Origin of the sequence: Streptomyces monashensis (assembly GCF_001866665.1) — a bacterium.
GTDB lineage: Bacteria > Actinomycetota > Actinomycetes > Streptomycetales > Streptomycetaceae > Streptomyces > Streptomyces monashensis.
This window is the reverse complement of sequence record NZ_MLYO01000011.1, coordinates 132,549-154,157: the sequence shown is the minus strand read 5'-3', so window position 1 is coordinate 154,157 and position 21,609 is coordinate 132,549. Positions and strand designations below refer to the sequence as shown.

Here is a 21,609-nt window from a genome sequence, read left to right as displayed (position 1 = left end):
CGCCTGAAGCTCACTCCCCCACCGGACCGGACGACGCCGAACCGGACGACACCGGGACGACATGGGCGAAACCGCCGTCGACCATCAGATTCGCCACCGTCTCCAACTCCGGCGGACTACCCGCCAACCGGGACAGGAACGCGTCGAAGTCGTCACCCGCGGGCAGCAGCAACCGCTCCACCCGCTCCGCCGGCGACCACGACGGATCCACATCCCGCACATCGTCGTACGCGCAGAACCACACCGAACCCGGCCGCGCGCCCTTCACCTTCACCGCGAGCAGGCCGCCCTGGACGAAGGCCACACCGAGGTAGTCCTTCGTCAGGTGGTCACGCAGACACTTGTTGACGTACACGAGGTCGTTGACCGCCGCCTCGTCCCGCACCGTGAAGAACGGCTGGTCCACCAACAGACCCAGCTCGGCGTCCAGCGCCGTGCCCACCGGCGCGCAGCCGCCCGCCGCCTTCAGGAACGAGCGGTACGCGCCCGGCAGCCGGTAGCCGAGATCCTCCTCGACCCCCAGCACCTGCGCCTCCGACACCGCCACACCCGACTTCGGCAGCCCGAAGTGCGCCGGCCGCGTCTCCTGCAACGGCCGCGTACCGCGCTTGCCGTGGTCCACCGGCGCCGTCGCGATCCCGCCGTGGTGCCGCAACAGCGCCTTCACCTCGACCGGGACCAGCTCCAGCCGCCGCGTACCCGCGACGTGGTGCCAGGTCCAGCCGTGCGGCGTCGCCACGTCCGGCACCGTGTCCCACAACTCGTGCCGGTCCGCGGCCAGCGCGGCGTTCGCCGACACGAAGTCCGTCAGCCGCAGCTCGTCCACCCCGAACCCGTCCGGCGGCTCGGCGATCTCCACCGCCACACGCGCGTACGGAGCGAAATCCGGGTAACCGCGCTCGTCGACCCGTACTCCTCTCGGGTGACGCGCCGCCCGGACCGGATCCGGGAAATGCACGACCTGCCCGGCATAGGCCGCGTTCGGCGGCGCGGCTTGCTGCCCGAGCCGACCTGTCGTCATGGCGGTAGCCCCCTGGGCGTTCTCTCAGGCCTCAATCGGCGGTATCGATCGGCGGATGGCGACAGCCTATGCGGTACACGCACCCCGGTCACCGGCCCACCGCAACCCCACGGAAACCACGCCTCCGCTTCCGTGACCCGCCGTCACTCCACCGTGACGACCAGCCCCGGTCCGGGCGTGTCGCACCGCCCCAGCTTCCGCACCAGCCACGGCATTTGGCACCCTGTGTCCTTCGGGGGGATGCCCGGGAGGGGAAGACGATCATGAATACCTTGCACCACGGAGGTACCGACGTGCGCTCCGGCGACCCCCGGATCGGCTGGAGCGGACCCGACACACCCCCCGTCCCCGCGCTCCGCCACCGCCGCGACGGCATCCTGCCCACCGTCGCCGCCGCCCTCTCCGTCCACGGCGCCACCCTCACAGGCACCGCCGCCCGCGGCGACACACCCCCCGCCCTGCACCCCCTCGTCCAGGACTTCCTCGACACCCTCACCAGCGCCCAGCGCGACCGCTTCACCGGCCGCTGCGCCGAGACGATCCTCATCTCCCGGCACATCACCGCCGCCGACGCGACCCGCAGCAAACGCGCCGCCCGCAAACCCATGACCAACAGCGAGGCCCGCAAAGCCCTCAAACACGCCAAACTGACCGCCCGCCGCATACGCGAGGACGGCGACCCCCTCCACGGGAGCTTCGCCACCCCCTGCCGCGCCTGCACCGCCCTCAGCTCCCACTTCGGCGTCCGCATCGTCGACCCCACGGCAACCGACGACTGACCCGCGGCAACCGACGGCCGAAAACCGCCGTCACACCCCGTACCAACGCCGCACCACCGCCGGCACGACGAACGAAGGGCAGATGCACCCCGACCACGCCACCACCCCCAAGCTCCCCCGCCCAGCCGCCGAGCACGGGGCAACCGCACCACGCTTCTCCGTCCCCGTCGACGCGGCCCTGCGCTCCGCCGGCTGGCAACCCGGACGCTGGGACATAAAACAAGCCGAGTTCTGGGCCGACACCCTGCGCGAGCACACCTCACCCGCCGGCCACCGGCACACCGTCTTCCCCGCCGCCGTCGAAGCCTGGGCCGAATTCGGCGGACTCCGCATCACCCCCGGCGGACCCGGCCGCCAGATCGCGCCCGCCACCCTCCACCTCGACCCGCTCCACGGCCGCCACCTCGCCCGCACCCTCGGCGACCTCGGCCTCGCCCTCGGCACCGAACTGTGCCCCCTCGGCCAGGAGACCGACACCACCGCCGCGCTCGCGATCGACGCCGAAGGCCGCGTCTACACCCTCGACCACACCGGCGACTGGTACGTCGGCCCCGACATCGACCACGCCCTCGCCACCCTCATCACCGGCATCGAACCGGTACGCCTGACCGCCGGCTGACACACGGGAGCGGGGCAGCCCCCGGGCAGGCGCCTACGCCGCCGGAATCACCGCCGACACCCGGAAACCCCCCGCATCCGTCGGACCCGACACGAACACGCCGCCCAGCGCCGCGACCCGCTCCCGCATTCCCACCAGACCGTTCCCGCCCGACGGCAGCCCCGCCGCGGACGCGGAACCCGGCTCCGGCGGCGCCTCGTTCTCCACCTGCATCGCGATCTCCGACACCCGGTGCGCCAACCGCACATGCGTCTTCGCACCCGCCGCATGCTTGTGGACGTTCGTCAACGCCTCCTGCACCACCCGGTACGCCGTCTGCTCGACCTGCGCCGCATACGACCGCACCTCCCCCATCACCGACAACTCCACGACCATCCCCGCCGCCGCCGACTGCCCGATCAACTCGTCCAGCTCGGACAGGCACGGCCCGTCCCCGGACACCGTCTCGCCCACCGCCCGGTCCGCCGCCGCCGCGGCCGCCTCCCCCACCGCCGCCAACGGCACCCCCGCACCCCGCCGGCCAACCACATCCTCACCGGCCCGCAGCACCCCGAGCATCTCCCGCAGCTCCGTCAGCGCCTGGCGCCCCATGTCCCCCACCAGAGCCGCGTTGCGCACCGCCTTCTCCGGATCCTTCCGCGCCACCGCCTGCAACGCCGCCGCATGCACCACCATCAGGCTCACCCGATGCGCCACGACGTCGTGCATCTCCCGCGCGATCCGCGTCCGCTCCTCGCCCCGCGCCCACTCGGCCCGCTCCTCCGCCCGCTCCGCGAGCAACTGGAGCTCGCGCTCCAGACTGTCCGCCCGCTCCCGCAGGCTCTCCATCAACCGCCGCCGCGCACCCACGTACAGCCCGAACAGCAACGGCGGAGCCGTCAGCCCCAACGACGTCGTCACCGCCGCGAACGGCACGAACCAGTCGCCCAGCGTCAGATCCCCGCTCGCCATGCTCTGCCGCACCCGCACGAACGTCACGATCATCGTGCCCAGCAACGACATCCCCGCCAGCGCACCGATGACCCGCCGCGGCAGCTCGCAGGCCGCCAGCGTGTACAGACCGACGATGCCCATCAGGAAGCCCATCTCGGCCGGCGTGATCGCGATGGCGACCAGCACGACGGCGATCGGCCACTTCCGCCGCACCAACAGCACCGAACCGGCGATCACCCCGAACAGAACCCCGAGGAACACCGGTATCCCCGCGTCCCGAGCGAACGGCACCCCCTCGGCACCGCACTCCACAGCCGACACCAGCGCGAGACTCCCGTCGAGCACCGCACCGCGCCACCTGGCCCACCACCAGGGGCCGGTCGGGCCCCCGGTGTGCTCTTCCCCCGTCGTGGTCATGCATCCAGCCTACGGGCGACCGGTCCGCCGTTTCCGGCGACTTTCGCCTACCGCAACACACCACACTCCGTGACCGAGCGACCTCGAAACGATCCGATATCCCTCGAACTGGTGAACCACACCCGTTCACGTCCGGAACGGATCATTCCGCCAGGACGATATGCCTATGACACATACACATGGCAAATACGCCGACTTCGAGGGATTACGGGAACAGGCGGTGGCCTTGCGGCGGGCGGGCTACAGCCTCCGGCAGATCCGGGACGAGCTGAAGATCTTCAACAACGACATCCTCAACCAGCTCGTGAAGGGCGAACCGCCCCCGGGGTGGACAAAGCGCCCGAACGCGAAGGACGATCTGCGGGCAAAAGCCCGGGAGCTACGGCTCCAGGGCTGGACGTACGACCAGATCGAGGCGGAGCTGGGCTGCTCGCGCAGTTCGGTGTCGCTGTGGGTGCGGGACCTGCCGAAGCCGGAACCGCGCTACACACCCGAAGCGCAGAGGGCTCTCATGCACGAGGGGCTGGCGCACAAGCGCGCTGTCCAGGACCTCGAGCGAGAAGCGGCCAAGCAGGCAGCAGCGGCAGCAGTCGGCAAGCTGTCCGACCGTGAACTGTTCCTGTTGGGCGTCGGCCTGTACTGGGCAGAGGGCGGCAAGGACAAGCCGTACGACCGCCGAGAGAACGTCGTTTTTGTCAACAGCGACCCTGGCATGATCCAGGTCTTCCTGGCCTGGCTCGACCTGCTGGGCGTTGAGCGCGAGCGCCTCCGATACACCGTCATGATCCACGAAAACGCGGACGTCACAGCCACCGAGAACTACTGGGCAGACCTCGTCGGCGCTGACCACTCCGCGTTCAACAAGACAACGCTCAAGAAACACAACCCCAAGACCGTCCGCAAGAACGTCGGCGACTCCTATCGAGGCTGCTTGGCCATCAAAGTCCTGAAGGGTGCGGACTTGTACCGTCGCATCGAAGGCTCCTGGTGCGGCATAGTGGTCTCTGTGCGCGAAGCCGATCAATCAAATCGGACATAGCGTGCTATTCATCCCGGATCGTCTAAGGGCAGGACAAACGGTTTTGGTCCGTTGAATGAGGGTTCGAATCCTTCTCCGGGAGCCACAGCACACAAGACCAGGGTTCGGGTCCTGACCGGTGTCATCACCGTCAGGGCCCGCTCTCATGTCCTCCACGAAACGCCCCGGTATCCTGCGGCTGTATCCCCACCCATCCAGAGCCGAAGGGCAACCCCGTGAGCGCCATTCGCCCGGCCGCCGTCGTCGTTCTCGCAGCGGGTGAGGGCACCCGTATGAAGTCGGCCACACCGAAGGTCCTGCACCAGATCTGCGGCCGTTCCCTCGTGGGCCATGTGCTGGCCGCCGCCCGTGAGTTGGACCCGCAGCACCTCGTGGTCGTCGTCGGTCACGCCCGTGAGCAGGTCGCCGCGCACCTCGCCGAGATCGACCCCGGCACCAGGACCGCCGTGCAGGCGGAGCAGAACGGCACCGGGCACGCCGTGCGGATGGGTCTGGAGGAGCTGGGCGGGACCGTGGAGGGGACCGTCGTGGTCGTCTGCGGGGACACGCCGCTGCTCACCGCCGACACCCTGAAGCAGCTCGCCGGGACGCACGCCGCCGACGGCAACGCCGTGACCGTGCTGACGGCCGAGGTGCCGGACGCGACGGGGTACGGGCGGATCGTGCGCGACGAGGCCACCGGCGCGGTCACCGCGATCGTCGAGCACAAGGACGCGTCCGAGGCCCAGCGGGCGGTCCGGGAGATCAACAGCGGGGTGTTCGCGTTCGACGGGCAGCTGCTGGCGGAGGCGCTCAAGAAGGTGCGGACGGACAACAGCCAGGGCGAGGAGTACCTGACCGATGTGCTCGGGATCCTGCGGGAGGCCGGGCACCGGGTCGGGGCGTCGGTGGCGGGCGATCACCGCGAGATCGCCGGGATCAACAACCGGGTGCAGCTCGCCGAGGCGCGCCGGATCCTCAACGACCGGCTGCTGACGGCCGCGATGCTCGACGGGGTCACCGTCGTCGACCCGGCGACGACCTGGGTCGACGTGACCGTGACCTTCGAGCGGGACGCGGTCGTGCATCCGGGTACGCAGCTGATTGGTGCCACGCACGTGGGCGCGGGTGCGGAGGTCGGGCCGAACAGCCGGCTGAAGGACACCGAGGTGGGCGCGGGTGCGCGGGTGGACAACACCGTGTCCGACTCGGCCCAGATCGGTGCGCACGCGACGGTGGGGCCGTATGCGTATCTGCGGCCGGGGACGCGGCTGGGTGCCAAGGGCAAGATCGGGACGTACGTCGAGACGAAGAACGCTTCGATCGGGGAGGGGACGAAGGTGCCCCATCTCTCGTATGTCGGTGACGCGACGATCGGTGAGTACACGAACATCGGCGCGGCGAGTGTGTTCGTGAACTACGACGGGCAGGACAAGCACCACACCACCGTGGGGTCGCATTGCCGGACGGGTTCGGACAACATGTTTGTGGCTCCTGTCACGGTCGGGGACGGTGCCTACACCGCCGCGGGGTCCGTGATCACGAAGGATGTGCCGCCCGGTTCGCTGGCCGTGGCCCGTGGTCAGCAGCGGAATATCGAGGGTTGGGTGGCCCGGAAGCGTCCGGGGAGTGCCGCGGCGAAGGCGGCTGAGGCGGCGTCCCGGCAGGGCGAGAGCGAGGACTGACCGGAAACGTGTGCGCCAAACACGGCGTACCGTGATAAGTGCACATCCGCACGCGTGCATCCGACCCCTACCAGCTGGTTCGGCCTCTCATGCCCAGACGGGAGGCCGTACGAGCAGCCGGCTGGATGAGACAACCTCTGAGGAGACAGTGCTGTGACCGGGATCAAGACGACCGGCGAGAAGAAGATGATGTTCTTCTCCGGCCGCGCCCACCCCGAGCTTGCCGAGGAGATCGCCCACGAGCTGGGTATCGGGGTCGTCCCGACCAAGGCCTTCGATTTCGCCAATGGTGAGATCTATGTCCGGTACCAGGAGTCGGCACGTGGTGCGGACTGTTTCGTGATCCAGAGCCACACGGCTCCGATCAACCAGTGGATCATGGAACAGTTGATCATGCTGGACGCGCTGAAGCGTGCGTCGGCGCGTTCCATCACGGTGATCGTGCCGTTCTACGGTTACGCGCGGCAGGACAAGAAGCACCGGGGTCGTGAACCGATTTCGGCGCGTCTGATCGCCGACCTGATGAAGACGGCGGGTGCGGACCGCATCCTGACCGTGGATCTGCACACCGACCAGATCCAGGGTTTCTTCGACGGTCCTGTCGACCATCTGTTCGCGCTGCCGCTGCTCGCCGACTACGTGGGCGACAAGGTGGACCGGGACAAGCTGACGGTCGTGTCGCCGGACGCGGGCCGGGTGCGGGTCGCGGACCGCTGGTGCGACCGGCTGGGCGCGCCGCTGGCGATCGTGCACAAGCGGCGTGACAAGGACGTGGCGAACCAGGTGACCGTCCACGAGGTCGTGGGTGAGGTCAAGGGCCGCGTGTGCGTCCTGGTGGACGACATGATCGACACGGGGGGCACGATCTGCGCGGCCGCGGACGCGCTGTTCGCGCACGGCGCCGAGGACGTCATCGTGACGGCCACGCACGGTGTGCTCTCCGGTCCTGCTGCGGACCGGCTGAAGAACTCGCGGGTGAGTGAGTTCGTGTTCACGAACACGCTGCCGACGCCGGGTGAGCTGGCGGCGGACCTGGACAAGATCAAGGTGCTGTCGATCGCTCCGACGATCGCGAGCGCGGTGCGTGAGGTCTTCGAGGACGGTTCGGTGACGAGTCTGTTCGACGAGCAGTGAGTCGCTGAAGATCCTTTTGGGTGCGGCCTCTCCGCCGAGTAGACTGTCCGGGTTGCTCGGCGAGGGAGGCCGTACTCGTGTGTACGGCGGTCCGTTATCGACGCGCTCTTCGTAGCAGGCCGTTCGTGGCCGGGTGACCCCGTCCGTCCTACCTCTACGAGGAGTGATCAGTATGTCCGAGGTGAAGCTCGCCGCCGAGAGCCGTACCGAGTTCGGCAAGGGTGCCGCCCGTCGCATCCGCCGCGAGAACAAGGTTCCGGTTGTCCTGTACGGCCACGGCACCGACCCGGTCCACCTGACCCTGCCGGGCCACGACCTGCAGATGGCGCTGCGTACGCCGAACGTCCTGATCTCCCTGGACATCGACGGCAAGACCAACGAGCTGGCGATCCCGAAGGCCGTCCAGCGTGACGCGATCAAGGGCTTCCTCGAGCACGTCGACCTGCTGCTGGTCAAGCGTGGCGAGAAGGTCACGGTCGAGATCCCCGTGCACACCGAGGGCGAGCTGGCCCCGGGCGGCAACCTGCTGGAGCACGTCCTGTCCGCGCTGCCGGTCGAGGCGGAGGCCACGCACATCCCCGAGTCCGTGACGGTGTCCGTGGCGGGTCTGGAGGCCGGTGCGTCCGTCCTGGCCAAGGACATCGCGCTTCCCAAGGGCACCACGCTGGCCGTCGAGGAGGACGCGGTCGTGCTGCAGGTCCTGGCCGCGCAGGCCGAGGAGACCGAGGGTGAGGCCGCCGCGGGCGAAGAGGCCGCCGAGGCCTGAGCGCCGTAGGCGTCGTCAACTGTTCAGCCGTCGCTCCCTTGTCCGGGGGCGGCGGCTGGCGCGTATCAAGGAGACATGGACGTGACCACCGCCGCCAGTGACCCCTGGCTGATCGTCGGGCTCGGCAATCCCGGGCCGGAGTACGCCATGAACCGGCACAACGTCGGCTTCATGGTGGTGGACCTGCTCGCGGCGCGGATCGGGGGGAAGTTCAAGCGGGCGGGCAAGGCGCAGGCGCAGGTGCTGGAGGGGCGGATCGGGCCGGCGGGGCCGGCGAGCCGTCGGGTGGTGCTGGCGAAGCCGACGTCGTACATGAACCTGTCCGGCGGTCCGGTGAACGCGCTGAAGGACTTCTACAAGGTGCCGGTGGCGAATGTCGTCGCGGTTCATGACGAGTTGGACATCGACTACGGCGTGCTGCGGCTGAAGCTGGGCGGCGGGGACAACGGGCACAACGGTCTGAAGTCGATGACGAAGGCGATGGGCGCGGATTACCACCGGGTGCGGTTCGGGATCGGGCGGCCGCCGGGGCGGATGCAGGTGGCGGACTTCGTGCTGAAGGATTTCTCGTCGGCGGAGCGCAAGGAGCTGGACTACTTCGTGGACCGCGCGGCGGACGCGGTGGAGTGCCTGCTGGCGGAGGGGCTGGAGCGGGCGCAGAGCGCGTACAACTCCTGACATGTACTTCTACGGCGGACAGGCGGGTTGACCTGTCGCGTGGGTATGGCCAATGATCCCGGCCATGCCTGCCACCGCCACCACTGCCCGCCAGGTGTCCGTGTCCGCGTTGCGCCTCGGGCGGGTCGCGGCGATGGGCGCGGTCGCCGTGTTGATCGTGTTCGCCGGGGTGTGGGGGTCCTGGGGGACCGCGCAGCACGTGATGCTGTCCAGGGGGCGGGAGGCGGGCACGGTGCGGGTGGCCTCCTGTGCGGGGAGCACGTGTGCCGGGCCGTTCACGCCGACGTCGTCGGGTTCGCGGGCACGCGCGCGCGTGGAGTTGCCGGAGTCGGTGGCGGTGCGCGCGGGGCAGACGTACGACGTGGTCCTGAAGCCGGGTACGACGGACGCGGTGCGCTCGGGGCCGGCAGGGATCCTGTACGCGTGGGTGCCGCTGGGCGGGGCGCTGCTGCTGGCCTCGGTGGTGGTCGCGGGCGGGATGCGGCTGACGCGGGTGGCCTGGGTGCTGGGGCTGTGCGGCGCGGGGCTGCTGACGGCGGCGTTCGTGGCGATCCAGTGAGCTGGGGAAGATGCTGAGGGAGAAGAGGGTGCCCCCGGGGTCGTACGACCTCGGGGGCACCGTCTGTCTCGGGGCGCCGGGTCAGCCGGTGTTGCGCAGGCCCGCCGCCACGCCGTTGACGGTGAGGAGCAGGGCGCGGGAGAGCGTGGGGTCGGGTTCGGTGCCGGCGGCGGCCGCGTCGCGCTGGCGCTTGAGCAGGGCGACCTGGAGGTAGGAGATCGGGTCCAGGTAGGCGTCGCGGATGGTGAAGGTCTGGCGCAACGCGGGCTGGGCGTCGAGGAGTTCGCGTTCGCCGGTCACCCGCAGGACCTCGCGGACGGTGAGCTCGTGTTCGGCCCTGATGGTGTCGAAGACGTGCTTGAGGTCGTCGGGGACGAGGGTGTCGACGTAGTGCTGGGCGATGCGCAGGTCGGTCTTGGCGAGCGTCATCTCGACGTTGGAGATGAAGTTCTGGAAGAAGTGCCACTGCTCGTGCATCTCGTCGAGCACGGTGTCGAGGCCCGCCTCGCGCAGGGCCTTCAGGCCGGAGCCGACGCCGAACCAGCCGGGGACGATCTGGCGGGACTGGGTCCAGCCGAACACCCACGGGATGGCGCGCAGGCCGTCGAGCCCGGCGCCGGAGTCGGGCCGCCGCGAGGGGCGTGAGCCGAGGTGCAGGTCGGCGAGCTGGTCGACGGGGGTGGAGGCGAAGAAGTACGCGGGGAGGTCCGGGTCTTCCACGAGCCTGCGGTAGGCGCTGTGGGCGGCGTCCGAGACGACGTCCATGGCGGCGTCCCAGCGGGCGAGGGCCTCGTCGGACTGGCGGGGTGCCGTGTGCAGGGCGGAGGCCTGGAGGGTGGCCGCGACGGTCAGTTCCAGGTTCTCCCGGGCGAGGGAGGGGATCAGGTACTTGTCGGAGATGACCTCGCCCTGCTCGGTGACCTTGATCTCGCCCTCCAGGGTGCCCCAGGGCTGGGCGAGGATGGCGTCGTGGGAGGGGCCGCCGCCGCGGCCGACGGTGCCGCCGCGGCCGTGGAAGAGGCGCAGGCGCACGCCGTAGCGGTGGGCGACGTCGCGCAGTCGGCGCTGGGCGCGGTGGATCTCCCACTGGCTGGTGGTGATGCCGCCGAACTTGGAGGAGTCGGAGTAGCCGAGCATGACCTCCTGGACGTCCCCGCGCAGCGCGACCAGGCGCCGGTAGGACGGGTCGGAGAGCATGTCCTCCAGGATGGTGTCGGCGGCGCGCAGTTCGTCGGTGGTCTCCAGCAGTGGCACGATGCCGATCTTGGCCCAGCCCGCGTGCAGGTCGATCAGGCCGGCCTCGCGGGCGAGGACGGCGGCGGCGAAGACGTCGTCGGCGCCCTGGCACATGGAGATGATGTACGACTCGATGACTTCGGGGCCGAAGACCGCCAGGGCCTTCTTGACGGTCTCGAAGACGCCGAGCGTCTTGGCGCCGGCCGCGTCGACGGGGGCCGGGGTGGGCGCGAGCGGCCTCCTCGACCTGAGCTCCTTGGCGAGGAGCTTGGCGCGGTACTCGCGGGGCATGTCGGCGTAGCACCAGGACTCCTCGCCGAGCCGGTCGAAGAGCTGGCCGAGGGCGTGGTGGTGGGCGTCGGCGTGTTCGCGGACGTCCATGGTGGCGAGCTGGAGTCCGAAGGCGGCCAGGGTGCGGATGACGCGGCCGAGGCGGCCGTCGGCGAAGAGGCCGCCGCGGTGCTCGCGCAGCGAGGTCTGGACGAGGCGCAGGTCGCTCAGCAGCTCGCCGGTGCCGAGGTAGTCGCGGCCGTCCTCGTGCGGGGTGCCCTTGGCGAGGCGCTCCTTGGTGTTCTCCAGCTTCTGCCGGATGCAGGTGGCCTTGAGCCGGTAGGGCTCCTCGGCGTTGAGGCGCTTGTAGCGGGGGCTGATCTCGGGCAGCCGCTCCAGGTCGGTTGCGAGGGAGGCCAGCAGTTCCTCGGTCGCGCCGGCGTAGCGGATGGAGTTGGAGAGCAGGCCGCGCAGTTCGTCGATCGTCTCCAGGGCGTCGTTGATGCCGTGCTCGTGCTGGAGGATGAGGACGTCCCAGGTGACCTGGGGGGTGACGTTGGGGTTGCCGTCGCGGTCGCCGCCGATCCAGGTGCCGAAGGTGAGGGGGCGGGTGTCGTCGGGCAGCTTCACGCCGACCCGCTCCAGCTCGGCGGTCAGGTCCTCCAGGACGTCGCCCACCGCCTCGGCGTGCAGCTCGTCGAGGTAGTAGATGGCGTTGCGGGCCTCGTCCGCCGGTTCCGGCCGTACGACGCGCAGTTCGTCGGTCTGCCAGACCAGGTCGATGTTCTCGGCGAGGCGGACGTCGTGGCGGCGGCGGTCGGAGTCCAGGACGGGGGTGTCCAGGAGGGCGGCGATGCGCCGGAGCTTGTTGAGGACGGAGCGGCGGGCGGCCTCGGTGGGGTGCGCGGTGAAGACCGGGCGCACGTTGAGGTGCTGGACCGTCTGCTTCAGGTGCTCGGGGTCGGCGTCCTTGAGCCGGTCGGCGGTGCGGGCGAGCAGGCCGCCCTCGGCGGCGCGGCGGGCGCGCAGCTCGCGGCCGCGGTGCACCTGCTCGGTGACGTTGGCGAGGTGGAAGTAGGTGGAGAAGGCGCGGACCAGCTTGGCCGCGGTCTGCAGTTCGGTGCCGCGCAGCAGCTCGGCGGCGGCCTCGCCGTCCTCGCGGGTGAGGCGGCGGACCTTCTCGACCAGGTCGAGCAGCTCCGGTCCCTCCTGCCGTACGAGGGTCTCGCCCAGGAGATCACCCAGGCGGCGGATGTCGGCGCGCAGCTCGCTGCCGGTCGTGGTGGTCTGGTCGTCGGCACTGCTCACAGGTGCGGCTCCTTGCAGTGTGGAACGTCTGGCGGGAACCCGGCGGTCTGCCATGCGGCGGGGAGCCGCATACGGGCCGGAGCGTCCGGGAAGGAAACTTCAGCGGACCGCGCTGTCCGACCGAGACCAAGGATAGGTGTCGCTACGGACGCGCAGGCTGTGGGGCTCTTGCCGCCGTGTGACACGCTGCCATACTTACGACGCCGTAGGTTACGGAACCGTAGGGAATACCGTCGAGTCCGTCCGGTTCCGGCCGCCCGGCATCCGCCCCGGCCCTCGACCCCACAGGGGACGCGCATGACCTCCAGTTCCGATGTGATCGACGAAGCCCGTAAGGCCACCGACACCGCCGCTCCCTCCGCCACGCTGGGCGGCGAGCAGAAGCGTTCGATCGAGCAGATCACGCTGCTCCTGTTCATCGTCGTGCCGTTCCTGGCACTGGTGGCGGCCGTTCCGCTGGCCTGGGGCTGGGGGGTGAGCTGGCTCGACCTGGGTCTGCTGGTCTTCTTCTACTTCCTGGGGTGCCACGGCATCACGATCGGTTTCCACCGGTACTTCACGCATGGTTCGTTCAAGGCGAAGCGGCCGCTGAGGATCGTGCTGGCGATCATGGGGTCGCTGGCCGTCGAGGGCCCCCTGGTGCGGTGGGTCGCCGATCACCGCCGGCATCACAAGTTCTCCGACGCCGAGGGCGACCCGCACTCGCCGTGGCGGTTCGGGGAGACGGTGCCGGCGCTGATGAAGGGCCTGTGGTGGGCGCACATCGCCTGGATGTTCGACGAGGAGCAGACCCCGCAGGACAAGTACGCGCCGGACCTGGTCAAGGACCCGGCGATCCGGGCGATCTCCCGCCAGTTCGTGCTGTGGACGGCCGTGTCGCTGGCGCTGCCCGCGCTGATCGGCGGTCTGGCCACGATGTCCTGGTGGGGTGCGTTCACCGGGTTCTTCTGGGGTTCACTCGTCCGGGTGGCGCTGCTCCACCATGTGACGTGGTCGATCAACTCGATCTGTCACGCGGTGGGCAAGCGGCCGTTCCGGTCGCGGGACCGCTCGGGCAACGTGTGGTGGCTGGCGGTGCTGTCCTGCGGGGAGTCCTGGCACAACCTGCACCACGCCGACCCGACCTCGGCGCGGCACGGGGTGATGCGCGGCCAGCTCGACTCCTCGGCCCGCTTCATCCGGATCTTCGAGCTGCTCGGCTGGGCGTACGACGTGCGCTGGCCGTCACGCTCCCGTATCGATTCGCGCCGTAACACCGGTGATGACGGCTCCCGGCGCCGGAAGGTGAGCGCCGAGGCGGCATGATGGAGGCCGTGGCGACCGACTCCAGCAGCACTTCCAGCACCGACAAACCGCGGCGGACCCGCCGGACCCGTATGACCGGCGCCGAGCGCCGCCAGCAGCTGCTGGAGATCGGCCGCACCCTCTTCGCGGCGAAGGGCTTCGAGGGCACGTCGGTGGAGGAGATCGCGGCGAAGGCCGGGGTGTCCAAGCCGGTGGTGTACGAGCACTTCGGCGGCAAGGAGGGGCTGTACGCGGTGGTGGTGGACCGCGAGATGCGCCGCCTGCTGGACATGGTCACCGGCTCGCTGACCGCAGGCCACCCGCGCGAACTGTGCGAGCAGGCCGCCTTCGCCCTCCTGGACTACATCGAGGAGTACACGGACGGCTTCCGCATCCTGGTCCGCGACTCCCCCATCCCGCAGTCGACGGGCTCCTTCGCCTCGTTGATCTCCGACATCGCCACCCAGGTGGAGGACATCCTGGGCCGCGAGTTCAAGAGCCGGGGCTTCGACCCCAAGCTCGCTCCTCTCTACGCCCAGGCGCTGGTCGGCATGGTCGCGCTGACCGGGCAGTGGTGGCTGGACGTGCGCCGCCCGAAGAAGGCGGAGGTCGCGGCCCATCTGGTGAACCTGGCGTGGCACGGCCTGGACGGACTGGAGCAGAAGCCGCGGCTGATAGGGCACCGCAAGGCGTAGTCCTGGGCGGTCACCGGGGCTGGAGGAACTCCAGCCGGTTGCCCACCGGGTCCTGTGAGTAGAAGCGCAGATGGCCGGGGAGGTTGTCGTCCCAGGTCACCGGGGCGCCGAGCGATTCGAGGCGGGCGGCGTACTCCTCGATCCGCGTGACCCTGAGCCCCGGATGCGCCTTCTTCGCCGCCCGGAAGTCCTGCTCCATACCGACGTGCAGCTGGACGTAGCCCGCCTCGAACCAGCAGCCCCCGCGCGCCGCCAGCACCGGCGGCTTGGGGATCTCCGTCATGCCGAGGACGCCGACGTAGTACGCCCGCAGCGCGTCCTCCGACCCGGGCGGGGCCGCGAGCTGGACGTGATCGACCGCGACGAGCATGCTCAGGCCTCCTTCACGGCGACGGCGAACAGCCGGCGGAACGGCATGACCGTGCCGTACGGCGCGCTCGGGTAGGCCTCGCGCAGCAGGTCCCGGTACTCGGCGAGGAACGCGTCGCGCGCCTCGGGGTCGTCGGCGAGCACGGTCAGCGCGGGCCGCAGTCCGGTGCCCTTCACCCAGTCCAGGACGGCGTCCTCGCCCTGCAGGACGTGGCAGTACGTCGTCTGCCACACGTCGGTGGCGCAGCCGAGGCGGGCGAGCCGGTCGAGGTAGGCGACGGGGGTGTGCACGGAGTCGGTGCGGCGCAGGACCTCGGCGAGGCGTGCCTTCCAGCGGAGCGTGGCGGCGAGGTCGCGCATCAGGGCGTGCAGCGGGGCGTCGATGTTGTCGGGTACCTGGAAGGCGAGGGTGCCGCCCGGCTTCAGGGCGCCGATCCAGTCGGCGAAGCGGTCGGCGTGGCCCGGCACCCACTGGAGGGTGGCGTTGGAGACGATCAGGTCGCACGGCTCCGCGGGCGTCCAGGTGCGCGCGTCGGCGGCGGCGAAGTCCAGCAGGCCTCCCTGGGCCGTGGGGCCCGCGTGGTCGGCGTGGGCCGCGTCGAGCATCGCGGGCGAGTTGTCGTACCCGGTGACGTGCGCGCTCGGCCAGCGCTCGGTGAGCTGCACGGTGACGTTGCCGGGGCCGCAGCCGAGGTCGGCGATGCGCGGGTCCGGTGTCGGGAGGGCGGGGACGCGGGCGAGGAGGTCCGCGAAGGGGCGGGCCCGATGTCCGGCGTGGCGCAGGTACTGACAGGGGTCCCAGGTGGGGTTCGTCATGCCCCTTACTCTCCTCCCCGATTTATCTCGATGTCAAGAGACTTGAAGTCAAGAGACTTCATGTCGACACAACCACTACACTGATCGCATGGAGGACGAGGTCGATCGGCTGGTCGCAGCGTGGCGCCGGGAGCGCCCGGACCTCGACGTGGAGCCGCTGGAAGTGCTCAGCCGGGTGAGCAGACTGGCCCGGCACCTGGACCGCGCACGTCGACTCGCCTTTTCCGAGCACCAGTTGGAGCCCTGGGAGTTCGACGTGCTGACCGCGCTGCGCCGCGCGGGAACGCCGTATCAGCTCTCGCCCGGGCAGCTGCTGACGCAGACCCTGGTCACCTCGGGCACCATGACCAACCGGATCGACCGGCTGGCCCAGAAGGGCCTGGTGGAACGGCTGCCCGACCCGAGCGACCGGCGGGGTGTGCTGGTGCGGCTGACCGAGACCGGCCGGGACCGCGCCGACCAGGCGCTCGCGGGCCTGCTGGAGCAGGAGCGGGCGATCCTCGCCGAGCTGTCCCGCACCCAGCGCGCCGAACTGGCCGGGCTGCTACGCCAGTTGACCGCCCCGTTCGACAACATCCCCGGTTAGGTCTGCCGGGCCGACGCCCGCACGCCGGGCGAGCGCCACGGCGGCCAGCGTGGAGTGGACCCCCAGCTTGCCGAGGACGTTCTGCATATGGGTGCGCACGGTGTGCGGGGAGAGGAACAGCCGCTCGGCGACGGCCTTGCGGCCCAGCCCGGCGACCATGCAGCGCAGCACCTCCCGCTCGCGCGGGGTGAGGGACTGCACCAGCCGCTCGCTCTCGGTACGGTGCCGGCGGGCCGCGGTGAGTTCACGCAGGACGCCGGTGAGCAGGGCGGGCGGCAGATGGGTCTCGTCGCGCAGCACGCCCCGGATCACGGTGAGCAGCCGGGACAGCGAGCAGTCCTTGGCGACCCAGCCCGAGGCGCCGGCCTGGAGCGCGAGCGCCGCCCGCCGGGGATCGTCCTTCTCGGCCAGCACGACGATCCGCACGGCCGGCTGAGCGGTCCGGACCCCGCTCACCAGCGAGATCCCGTCGACGAGCCCCTCCGCGTTGCCCTCCTGCACGGGCACGGCCGGGCGGCTGCCGGGCACGTTGCCGCCGAGGTCGGCGTCGACCAGCAGGACGTCGAAGCGGCGCCCCTCGCCCGCCGCCCGCTCCAGGCAGCGCAGCGCGGCGGGACCGCTGCCGGCGGCGGAGACCTCGACGTCGGGCTCGGCGGCCAGCGCGGCGGCCAGCGACTCGGCGAAGATGCGGTGGTCGTCCACGACCAGGACTCGGATGCGAACCACGAAACCCCCTTCCCCAGGCTCCGCACGGAGCAGGGGATACCCAAGGTTGGGAAAACCCGGCCGACCGGCCAAAGTCCGGCGAACGCCGGCCCACGTCGGGCACGACACTCACGGAGTACGACACCCGCGGAAAGGACGCCCCGCACGGCCGCCGCCGTCGCGGGACTGCTACCCCCACCGCGGGCGCCGTACCCGCATGTCTCGCCCCCTGATCGACACCGGCCCCCACCGGTGCTGCTCCTCAGAGTACGGATGCGAGCACGCAGCGGAAGGAGATTTACAGAACTGGCCGTCCGGCGCGTTTATCGTGTGCCGCATGTTTCGTATTGAGGCGGAAGTCGACAAAGCCCGACGCGATCTGCTCCGCTCCCGGCTGCGGGACACCAACACGGCGGCGTCCCCGGTGCTGGCCGCCCTGCGCGGCACCCCCGGCGCGCGCGAAGTCCCCCTCCACGTCTGGGCGTTGGACGAGACCGGCGGCCTGGCGGGCGGCCTGGTCGGCCACACCTGGGCGACCTGGCTGCACGTGACCTATCTGTGGGTCGACGCGGTCCACCGCGGTGCGGGCCTGGGTTCGCACCTGCTGGCCAGGGCGGAACGGATCGCCGCCACCGACCGCGCCTGCACTTCCGCCCGCCTGGAGACCTGGGACTTCCAGGCCCCGCGCTTCTACCGGAAACAGGGCTACGAGGTGGTCTGCGTGATCCCGGACTATCCGCCGGGGATCACGGAGTACACGCTGACGAAGCAGCTACCGGTACGGTGAAACCCTCACCGTGAAGGGAGTCCTGACCGTCATGACCGCAGACCCGGCAGCCTCCGGCTCGTCCCGTCTCCCTGCCATGCGCACCATCGGTGAACTCCGTGCGGCCCTCACTCTGGGCTACGGCTTCCCCGGCGACGCCGATGACTTCGAGGCCGAGCTGGCGCGCGAGATCAACCACGCCGACCCGGCCGATCTCAGCGGCGTCGTCCGTCTGGTCGAGGAGTTCCGCGGCCGGATCATCGCCCGGCAGGATCCCGGTTTCGATTCCGCCGTGGCCGCGGCTGTCGCCGAGATCCGGGCCGCCCGAGGATCCGACCGTTGACCGAGAACCAGCAGCCGGTCGTCGCCGAGATCACGCATGAGGCCCTCGCGCGCTGTCGGGCCATCGGCCACGGGGCCCTCGGAGCCGTCGAAGCCCTCCGCGCCGAACTGGAGAAGAGCCCGGCCCTCGGCCGGCAGGCTCGCAGCGCGGTCGGCGGCATGAAGCTGTACACGACACGCATCGAAGCCACAGACACCCGCCCGGCGCTCACGGTCACATACGTCTACGACGCCCCGCCACCCGAGCCCGGACTGATCCGTATCGCCCTCGTTTCACCGGTCCGCTTCGCGGGCGGCGACGCCGGCTTCTGACACCGGCGCCGTCGCACCCCGGGGCTGCGGAACTCAGACCACCCGCCGCGCCCCCGCCGACGGCACCGCCTCGAAGACCCGCGGAGCCGTGAAGCCGGCCCTGGCGAAGGCCTCTTCGACCGTCTTGGCCAGCGTGTCCACCTCGGTGGCGTCCGCCAGGACGATCGCCGAGCCGCCGAAGCCGCCGCCCGTCATACGGGCGCCCAGGGCGCCGGCCGCGAGCGCCGTGTCGACGACCAGGTCCAGCTCCGGGCAGGAGATGCGGAAGTCGTCACGCAGGGAGGCGTGGCCCTCGGTGAGGACGGGGCCGATCGCGCGGGTCTCACCGGCGCGGAGCAGGCCGACGACCCGCTCGACCCGCTGGTCCTCCGTCACCACGTGGCGGACCAGACGGCGTACCTCCTCCTCGTCGCCCAGCCGCTCCAGCGCCGCGTCCAGCTCCGCGTACGGGATGTCCCGCAGGGCGTCGACACCGAGCAGGGCCGCGCCCTTCTCGCAGCCGGCCCGGCGCTTGCCGTACTCGCCGCCGCTGTGCGCGTGCTTGACCTGGGTGTCGACCACCAGCAGGCGCAGTCCCTCGGCCCCGAGGTCGAAGGGAATCTGCTGCTGGGACAGGTCACGGGTGTCGAGGAAGAGCGCGTGCCCGGCCTCGCAGCAGGCCGAGGCCGTCTGGTCCATGATGCCGGTCGGCGCGCCGACGTAGACGTTCTCGGCGCGCTGGCACAGTCGGGCCAGCTGCCAGCGCTTGAGGCCCAGGTCGTAGAGGTCGTTCAGGGCCAGGGCGATCACCACCTCCAGCGCCGCCGAGGAGGACAGGCCGGCGCCCGTCGGGACGGTCGAGGACAGGTGGACGTCCGCGCCCGTGATCGGGTGGCCGGCCTCGCGCAGCGCCCAGACCACCCCCGCCGGGTACGCCGTCCAGGCCGCGTCGCTCCCGGGGGCGAGGGCGTCCAGCCGCAGCTCCACCGCGTCGCCCTCGACGTCCGCCGAGTGCAGGCGCAGGACGCCGTCGTCCCGGCGCGAGACCGCGGCGGTCGCCCGGTGCGGCAGCGCGAACGGCATGACGAAGCCGTCGTTGTAGTCGGTGTGCTCGCCGATCAGGTTGACCCGGCCCGGCGCCGCCCACACCCCCTCGGGCCCGGCGCCGTACAGCTCGGCGAAGCGCTCCACGGCCTGCTGTGCCCCCACGGGTGTCACTCGTGCTCCTCGGCGATGTGCTGCGCGAACTCCCAGGCGTCCGCGACGATTCCCGCGAGGTCCGCGCGGGTCGGGTTCCAGCCCAGTCTCTCGCGGGCCGTGTGCGCCGAGGCGACCAGGACCGCCGGGTCGCCGCCGCGGCGCGGGGCCGCGACCTCGGGGACGGGGTGGCCGGTGACCCGGCGGACGGTCTCGATGACCTCGCGGACCGAGAAGCCGTTGCCGTTGCCGAGGTTGCAGATCAGGTGCTCGCCCGGGCGGGCCGCCGCGACGGCCAGCAGGTGGGCCTCGGCCAGGTCCGCCACGTGGATGTAGTCGCGGACGCAGGTGCCGTCCCCGGTCGGGTAGTCGTCGCCGTAGACCGAGATCGCCTCGCGGCGGCCCTGGGCGACCTGGAGGACCAGCGGGATCAGGTGCGACTCGGGGTCGTGGCGCTCGCCGAAGGCGCCGTACGCGCCCGCCACGTTGAAGTAGCGCAGCGACACCGCGGCCAGGCCGTGGGCGGTCGCCTCGCTGGTGATCATGTGGTCGACGGCGAGCTTGGTGGCGCCGTAGGCGCTGGTCGGCCTCGTCGGGGCGGTCTCCGGGATCGGGACCTGCTCCGGCTCGCCGTACGTGGCCGCCGTGGAGGAGAAGACCAGGCGGCGCACGCCCGCCTCGCGCATCGCGCCGAGCAGGGCGAGGGAGCCGGCGACGTTGTTGTCCCAGTACTTCTCCGGCTTCACCACCGACTCGCCGACCTGCGAGAACGCGGCGAAGTGGAGGACGCCGTCGTAGGAGGGGTCGAGCCACTTGGCGGCGTCGCGGACGTCGCCCTCGATGAAGGCGGCCCCGGCCGGGACGCCCTCGCGGAACCCGGTCGAGAGGTTGTCGAGGACCGTCACCTCGTGGCCGGCCTCCAGCAGGTGCTGGGCGACCACGCTGCCGACATAACCCGCTCCGCCCGTCACCAGGTACTTCATGAACTCGCTACCTCTCGCAGTCGCTCGGCCGCGCGCTCCGGCGGCACGTCGTTGATGAACACACTCATGCCGGACTCGGAACCCGCGAGAAACTTCAGCTTGCCGGAAGTGCGGCGGACGGTGAAGAGCTCGAGGTGGAGCGCGAAGTCGTCGCGCGTGACACCGTCGAACTCCTCCAGCGCGCCGAACGGGGCCTGGTGCCAGGCCATGATGTACGGCGTACGCGGCTCAGCCGCGGAGTCCTCCCCTCCGTCCCGCCCGTCGAAGATCCGGTCGAAGCGCCTCAAGAGTTCCAGATAGACCTGGGGGAACTCTGTGCGTGCCGCCTCGTCGAGCGCGAGCAGGTCGGGCACGCGACGCTTGGGGTACAGGTGCACCTCGTAGGGCCAGTGCGCCGCGTACGGCACGAAGGCGATCCAGTGTTCACTCTCCAGGACGACCCGCTCACCGGCGAGCTCCCGCCCGACGACCGCGTCGAACAGGTTCTCCCCGCCGGTCGCCTCCTTGTGGGCGGCGAGCGAGCGGAGCATCAGCGCGGTGCGCGGGGTGGTGAAGGGGTAGGCGTAGATCTGCCCGTGCGGGTGGCCCAGGGTCACGCCGATCTCCTCGCCCCGGTTCTCGAAGCAGAAGACCTGCTCGACGGCGGGCAGGTGGGACAGCTCCGAGGTGCGGTCCGTCCAGGCGTCCAGCACCAGGCGGGCGTGGTCCTCGGTGAGGTCGGCGAAGGAGGCGTCGTGGTCGGAGGTGAAGCAGACGACCTCGCAGCGCCCGGAGTCACCGGCGAGCGAGGGAAAGCGGTTCTCGAAGACGACGACGTCGTACGACGAGTCCGGGATCTCGCTGAGCCGCTCGCCCCGCGTCGGGCACAGCGGGCACTCGTCGGCCGGCGGGTGGTACGTGCGGCCCTGGCGGTGCGAGGCGATGGCCACCGCGTCGCCGAGCAGGGCGTCCCGGCGGATCTCGGACGTGGTGACCGTACGGTCCAGGGGACGGCGGTCGACGGCGTCGCGGACGGTGTCGTCCCTGAGGTCGTAATAGATCAGCTCACGACCGTCGGCCAGCCGTGTCGAGGTCTTCTTCAACGCCGGACTCCTCTGCGTCCCACTGCATCCCGCACCCAATCACTCAACACAATCAAACATAACAGACCAC

At 70.7% G+C, this 21,609-nt stretch carries 23 protein-coding genes and 1 tRNA gene; 15 read left to right on the top strand and 9 right to left on the bottom strand.

Annotated elements, in window-relative coordinates; translation table 11 throughout:
• Positions 1-10: 10 nt before the first annotated feature.
• Positions 11-1,021 carry an SMI1/KNR4 family protein gene (locus BIV23_RS04295; RefSeq protein WP_079172944.1) on the bottom strand — a complete coding sequence of 337 codons (1,011 nt, stop codon included), beginning with the start codon at positions 1,019-1,021 and terminating at the stop codon, positions 11-13.
• A 263-nt stretch (positions 1,022-1,284) separates the two neighbouring features.
• On the opposite strand from BIV23_RS04295, the gene BIV23_RS04290 reads away from it, so the two are divergent.
• Positions 1,285-1,800, top strand: a complete 516-nt coding sequence (locus tag BIV23_RS04290; protein WP_071379370.1) for a YwqJ-related putative deaminase — start codon at positions 1,285-1,287, stop codon at positions 1,798-1,800.
• An 82-nt stretch (positions 1,801-1,882) separates the two neighbouring features.
• Positions 1,883-2,419, top strand: coding sequence for an SUKH-3 domain-containing protein (locus BIV23_RS04285; protein WP_071379369.1), 537 nt, complete (start codon positions 1,883-1,885; stop codon positions 2,417-2,419).
• 33 nt (positions 2,420-2,452) lie between these two features.
• On the opposite strand, the gene BIV23_RS04280 is transcribed toward BIV23_RS04285, so the two are convergent.
• Positions 2,453-3,769: a sensor histidine kinase gene (locus BIV23_RS04280; protein ID WP_071379368.1), complete on the bottom strand. Its 1,317-nt coding sequence runs from the start codon at positions 3,767-3,769 to the stop codon at positions 2,453-2,455.
• Positions 3,770-3,935: 166 nt separating this feature from the next.
• Between BIV23_RS04280 and BIV23_RS04275 the strand changes: the two genes are divergently transcribed.
• The 7 genes from BIV23_RS04275 to BIV23_RS04245 all read left to right on the top strand — a co-directional run bounded on the left by BIV23_RS04275 (position 3,936) and on the right by BIV23_RS04245 (position 9,609).
• Positions 3,936-4,808 carry a helix-turn-helix domain-containing protein gene (locus BIV23_RS04275; RefSeq protein ID WP_071379367.1) on the top strand — a complete coding sequence of 291 codons (873 nt, stop codon included), beginning with the start codon at positions 3,936-3,938 and terminating at the stop codon, positions 4,806-4,808.
• 11 nt (positions 4,809-4,819) lie between these two features.
• Positions 4,820-4,893: transfer RNA gene (locus tag BIV23_RS04270), tRNA-Gln, on the top strand.
• Positions 4,894-5,023: 130 nt separating this feature from the next.
• The gene (glmU, locus tag BIV23_RS04265; RefSeq protein ID WP_079172943.1) at positions 5,024-6,472 is read left to right on the top strand and encodes a bifunctional UDP-N-acetylglucosamine diphosphorylase/glucosamine-1-phosphate N-acetyltransferase GlmU; all 1,449 of its coding nucleotides are present in this window, start codon (positions 5,024-5,026) and stop codon (positions 6,470-6,472) included.
• Positions 6,473-6,625: 153 nt separating this feature from the next.
• Positions 6,626-7,606 carry a ribose-phosphate diphosphokinase gene (locus BIV23_RS04260; RefSeq protein WP_071379365.1) on the top strand — a complete coding sequence of 327 codons (981 nt, stop codon included), beginning with the start codon at positions 6,626-6,628 and terminating at the stop codon, positions 7,604-7,606.
• Between the two features lie 172 nt (positions 7,607-7,778).
• A complete protein-coding gene (locus BIV23_RS04255; RefSeq protein ID WP_071379364.1) occupies positions 7,779-8,372 on the top strand; it encodes a 50S ribosomal protein L25/general stress protein Ctc in 594 nt (197 codons plus the stop codon).
• Positions 8,373-8,447: 75 nt separating this feature from the next.
• Entirely contained in the window at positions 8,448-9,050 is a 603-nt protein-coding gene (gene pth / locus BIV23_RS04250) for an aminoacyl-tRNA hydrolase (protein ID WP_071379363.1), read from the top strand.
• A gap of 52 nt (positions 9,051-9,102) precedes the next feature.
• A complete protein-coding gene (locus tag BIV23_RS04245) occupies positions 9,103-9,609 on the top strand; it encodes a hypothetical protein (RefSeq protein ID WP_177239704.1) in 507 nt (168 codons plus the stop codon).
• Positions 9,610-9,690: 81 nt separating this feature from the next.
• Here BIV23_RS04245 and ppc read toward each other — a convergent pair whose 3' ends face one another.
• Entirely contained in the window at positions 9,691-12,423 is a 2,733-nt protein-coding gene (gene ppc / locus BIV23_RS04240; RefSeq protein ID WP_071379362.1) for a phosphoenolpyruvate carboxylase, read from the bottom strand.
• A gap of 297 nt (positions 12,424-12,720) precedes the next feature.
• Between ppc and BIV23_RS04235 the strand changes: the two genes are divergently transcribed.
• Both BIV23_RS04235 and BIV23_RS04230 read left to right on the top strand, forming a co-directional pair.
• Positions 12,721-13,728 carry an acyl-CoA desaturase gene (locus tag BIV23_RS04235; RefSeq protein WP_071379361.1) on the top strand — a complete coding sequence of 336 codons (1,008 nt, stop codon included), beginning with the start codon at positions 12,721-12,723 and terminating at the stop codon, positions 13,726-13,728.
• Positions 13,725-14,402 (top strand): TetR/AcrR family transcriptional regulator, encoded by a 678-nt coding sequence (locus BIV23_RS04230; protein ID WP_071379360.1) that lies wholly within the window; start codon positions 13,725-13,727, stop codon positions 14,400-14,402. Before BIV23_RS04235 ends, BIV23_RS04230 begins: the two co-directional genes overlap by 4 nt.
• Positions 14,403-14,412: 10 nt before the next feature.
• Here the strand turns inward: BIV23_RS04230 and BIV23_RS04225 are convergent, their stop codons facing one another.
• Positions 14,413-14,772: a VOC family protein gene (locus BIV23_RS04225; protein ID WP_071379359.1), complete on the bottom strand. Its 360-nt coding sequence runs from the start codon at positions 14,770-14,772 to the stop codon at positions 14,413-14,415.
• 2 nt (positions 14,773-14,774) lie between these two features.
• Positions 14,775-15,587 (bottom strand): trans-aconitate 2-methyltransferase, encoded by an 813-nt coding sequence (locus tag BIV23_RS04220; protein WP_071379358.1) that lies wholly within the window; start codon positions 15,585-15,587, stop codon positions 14,775-14,777.
• A gap of 88 nt (positions 15,588-15,675) precedes the next feature.
• On the opposite strand from BIV23_RS04220, the gene BIV23_RS04215 reads away from it, so the two are divergent.
• Positions 15,676-16,173, top strand: a complete 498-nt coding sequence (locus BIV23_RS04215) for a MarR family winged helix-turn-helix transcriptional regulator (protein ID WP_071379357.1) — start codon at positions 15,676-15,678, stop codon at positions 16,171-16,173.
• Here BIV23_RS04215 and BIV23_RS04210 read toward each other — a convergent pair.
• Positions 16,132-16,899, bottom strand: a complete 768-nt coding sequence (locus BIV23_RS04210; protein WP_071379356.1) for a LuxR C-terminal-related transcriptional regulator — start codon at positions 16,897-16,899, stop codon at positions 16,132-16,134. The two genes, BIV23_RS04215 and BIV23_RS04210, sit on opposite strands and share 42 nt — an antisense overlap.
• A 316-nt stretch (positions 16,900-17,215) precedes the next feature.
• Here BIV23_RS04210 and BIV23_RS04205 point away from each other — a divergent pair, with 316 nt between their 5' ends.
• Genes BIV23_RS04205 through BIV23_RS04195 form a run of 3 tightly spaced genes read left to right on the top strand, consistent with a single transcriptional unit; the run spans position 17,216 to position 18,298 of the window.
• Complete coding sequence (locus BIV23_RS04205; RefSeq protein WP_071379469.1) at positions 17,216-17,665, top strand: GNAT family N-acetyltransferase; 450 nt, start codon at positions 17,216-17,218, stop codon at positions 17,663-17,665.
• Between the two features lie 31 nt (positions 17,666-17,696).
• Positions 17,697-17,987: a hypothetical protein gene (locus tag BIV23_RS04200; protein WP_071379468.1), complete on the top strand. Its 291-nt coding sequence runs from the start codon at positions 17,697-17,699 to the stop codon at positions 17,985-17,987.
• The gene (locus tag BIV23_RS04195) at positions 17,984-18,298 is read left to right on the top strand and encodes a hypothetical protein (RefSeq protein WP_071379355.1); all 315 of its coding nucleotides are present in this window, start codon (positions 17,984-17,986) and stop codon (positions 18,296-18,298) included. Before BIV23_RS04200 ends, BIV23_RS04195 begins: the two co-directional genes overlap by 4 nt.
• A gap of 33 nt (positions 18,299-18,331) precedes the next feature.
• Here the strand turns inward: BIV23_RS04195 and galK are convergent, their stop codons facing one another.
• From galK to galT, 3 genes are read right to left on the bottom strand one after another with little or no spacing between them, the layout of a single operon-like run.
• On the bottom strand, positions 18,332-19,486 hold the full coding sequence (gene galK, locus BIV23_RS04190; RefSeq protein ID WP_071379467.1) for a galactokinase: 1,155 nt from the start codon (positions 19,484-19,486) through the stop codon (positions 18,332-18,334).
• Between the two features lie 5 nt (positions 19,487-19,491).
• Positions 19,492-20,457, bottom strand: a complete 966-nt coding sequence (galE, locus tag BIV23_RS04185) for a UDP-glucose 4-epimerase GalE (protein ID WP_071379354.1) — start codon at positions 20,455-20,457, stop codon at positions 19,492-19,494.
• The gene (gene galT, locus BIV23_RS04180) at positions 20,454-21,539 is read right to left on the bottom strand and encodes a galactose-1-phosphate uridylyltransferase (protein WP_071379353.1); all 1,086 of its coding nucleotides are present in this window, start codon (positions 21,537-21,539) and stop codon (positions 20,454-20,456) included. Before galT ends, galE begins: the two co-directional genes overlap by 4 nt.
• Positions 21,540-21,609: the final 70 nt, after the last annotated feature.

Excerpts from the sequence above, each read along its gene's own strand:
- BIV23_RS04295 (WP_079172944.1), bottom strand. The coding sequence starts at position 1,021 with ATGACGACAGGTCGGCTCGGGCAGCAAGCCGCGCCGCCGAACGCGGCC.
- BIV23_RS04290 (WP_071379370.1), top strand. The coding sequence starts at position 1,285 with ATGAATACCTTGCACCACGGAGGTACCGACGTGCGCTCCGGCGACCCC.
- BIV23_RS04285 (WP_071379369.1), top strand. The coding sequence starts at position 1,883 with ATGCACCCCGACCACGCCACCACCCCCAAGCTCCCCCGCCCAGCCGCC.
- BIV23_RS04280 (WP_071379368.1), bottom strand. The coding sequence starts at position 3,769 with ATGACCACGACGGGGGAAGAGCACACCGGGGGCCCGACCGGCCCCTGG.
- BIV23_RS04275 (WP_071379367.1), top strand. The coding sequence starts at position 3,936 with ATGACACATACACATGGCAAATACGCCGACTTCGAGGGATTACGGGAA.
- BIV23_RS04255 (WP_071379364.1), top strand. The coding sequence starts at position 7,779 with ATGTCCGAGGTGAAGCTCGCCGCCGAGAGCCGTACCGAGTTCGGCAAG.
- pth (WP_071379363.1), top strand. The coding sequence starts at position 8,448 with ATGGACGTGACCACCGCCGCCAGTGACCCCTGGCTGATCGTCGGGCTC.
- BIV23_RS04245 (WP_177239704.1), top strand. The coding sequence starts at position 9,103 with ATGATCCCGGCCATGCCTGCCACCGCCACCACTGCCCGCCAGGTGTCC.
- BIV23_RS04235 (WP_071379361.1), top strand. The coding sequence starts at position 12,721 with ATGACCTCCAGTTCCGATGTGATCGACGAAGCCCGTAAGGCCACCGAC.
- BIV23_RS04230 (WP_071379360.1), top strand. The coding sequence starts at position 13,725 with ATGATGGAGGCCGTGGCGACCGACTCCAGCAGCACTTCCAGCACCGAC.
- BIV23_RS04225 (WP_071379359.1), bottom strand. The coding sequence starts at position 14,772 with ATGCTCGTCGCGGTCGATCACGTCCAGCTCGCGGCCCCGCCCGGGTCG.
- BIV23_RS04220 (WP_071379358.1), bottom strand. The coding sequence starts at position 15,587 with ATGACGAACCCCACCTGGGACCCCTGTCAGTACCTGCGCCACGCCGGA.
- BIV23_RS04215 (WP_071379357.1), top strand. The coding sequence starts at position 15,676 with ATGGAGGACGAGGTCGATCGGCTGGTCGCAGCGTGGCGCCGGGAGCGC.
- BIV23_RS04205 (WP_071379469.1), top strand. The coding sequence starts at position 17,216 with ATGTTTCGTATTGAGGCGGAAGTCGACAAAGCCCGACGCGATCTGCTC.
- BIV23_RS04200 (WP_071379468.1), top strand. The coding sequence starts at position 17,697 with ATGACCGCAGACCCGGCAGCCTCCGGCTCGTCCCGTCTCCCTGCCATG.
- galE (WP_071379354.1), bottom strand. The coding sequence starts at position 20,457 with ATGAAGTACCTGGTGACGGGCGGAGCGGGTTATGTCGGCAGCGTGGTC.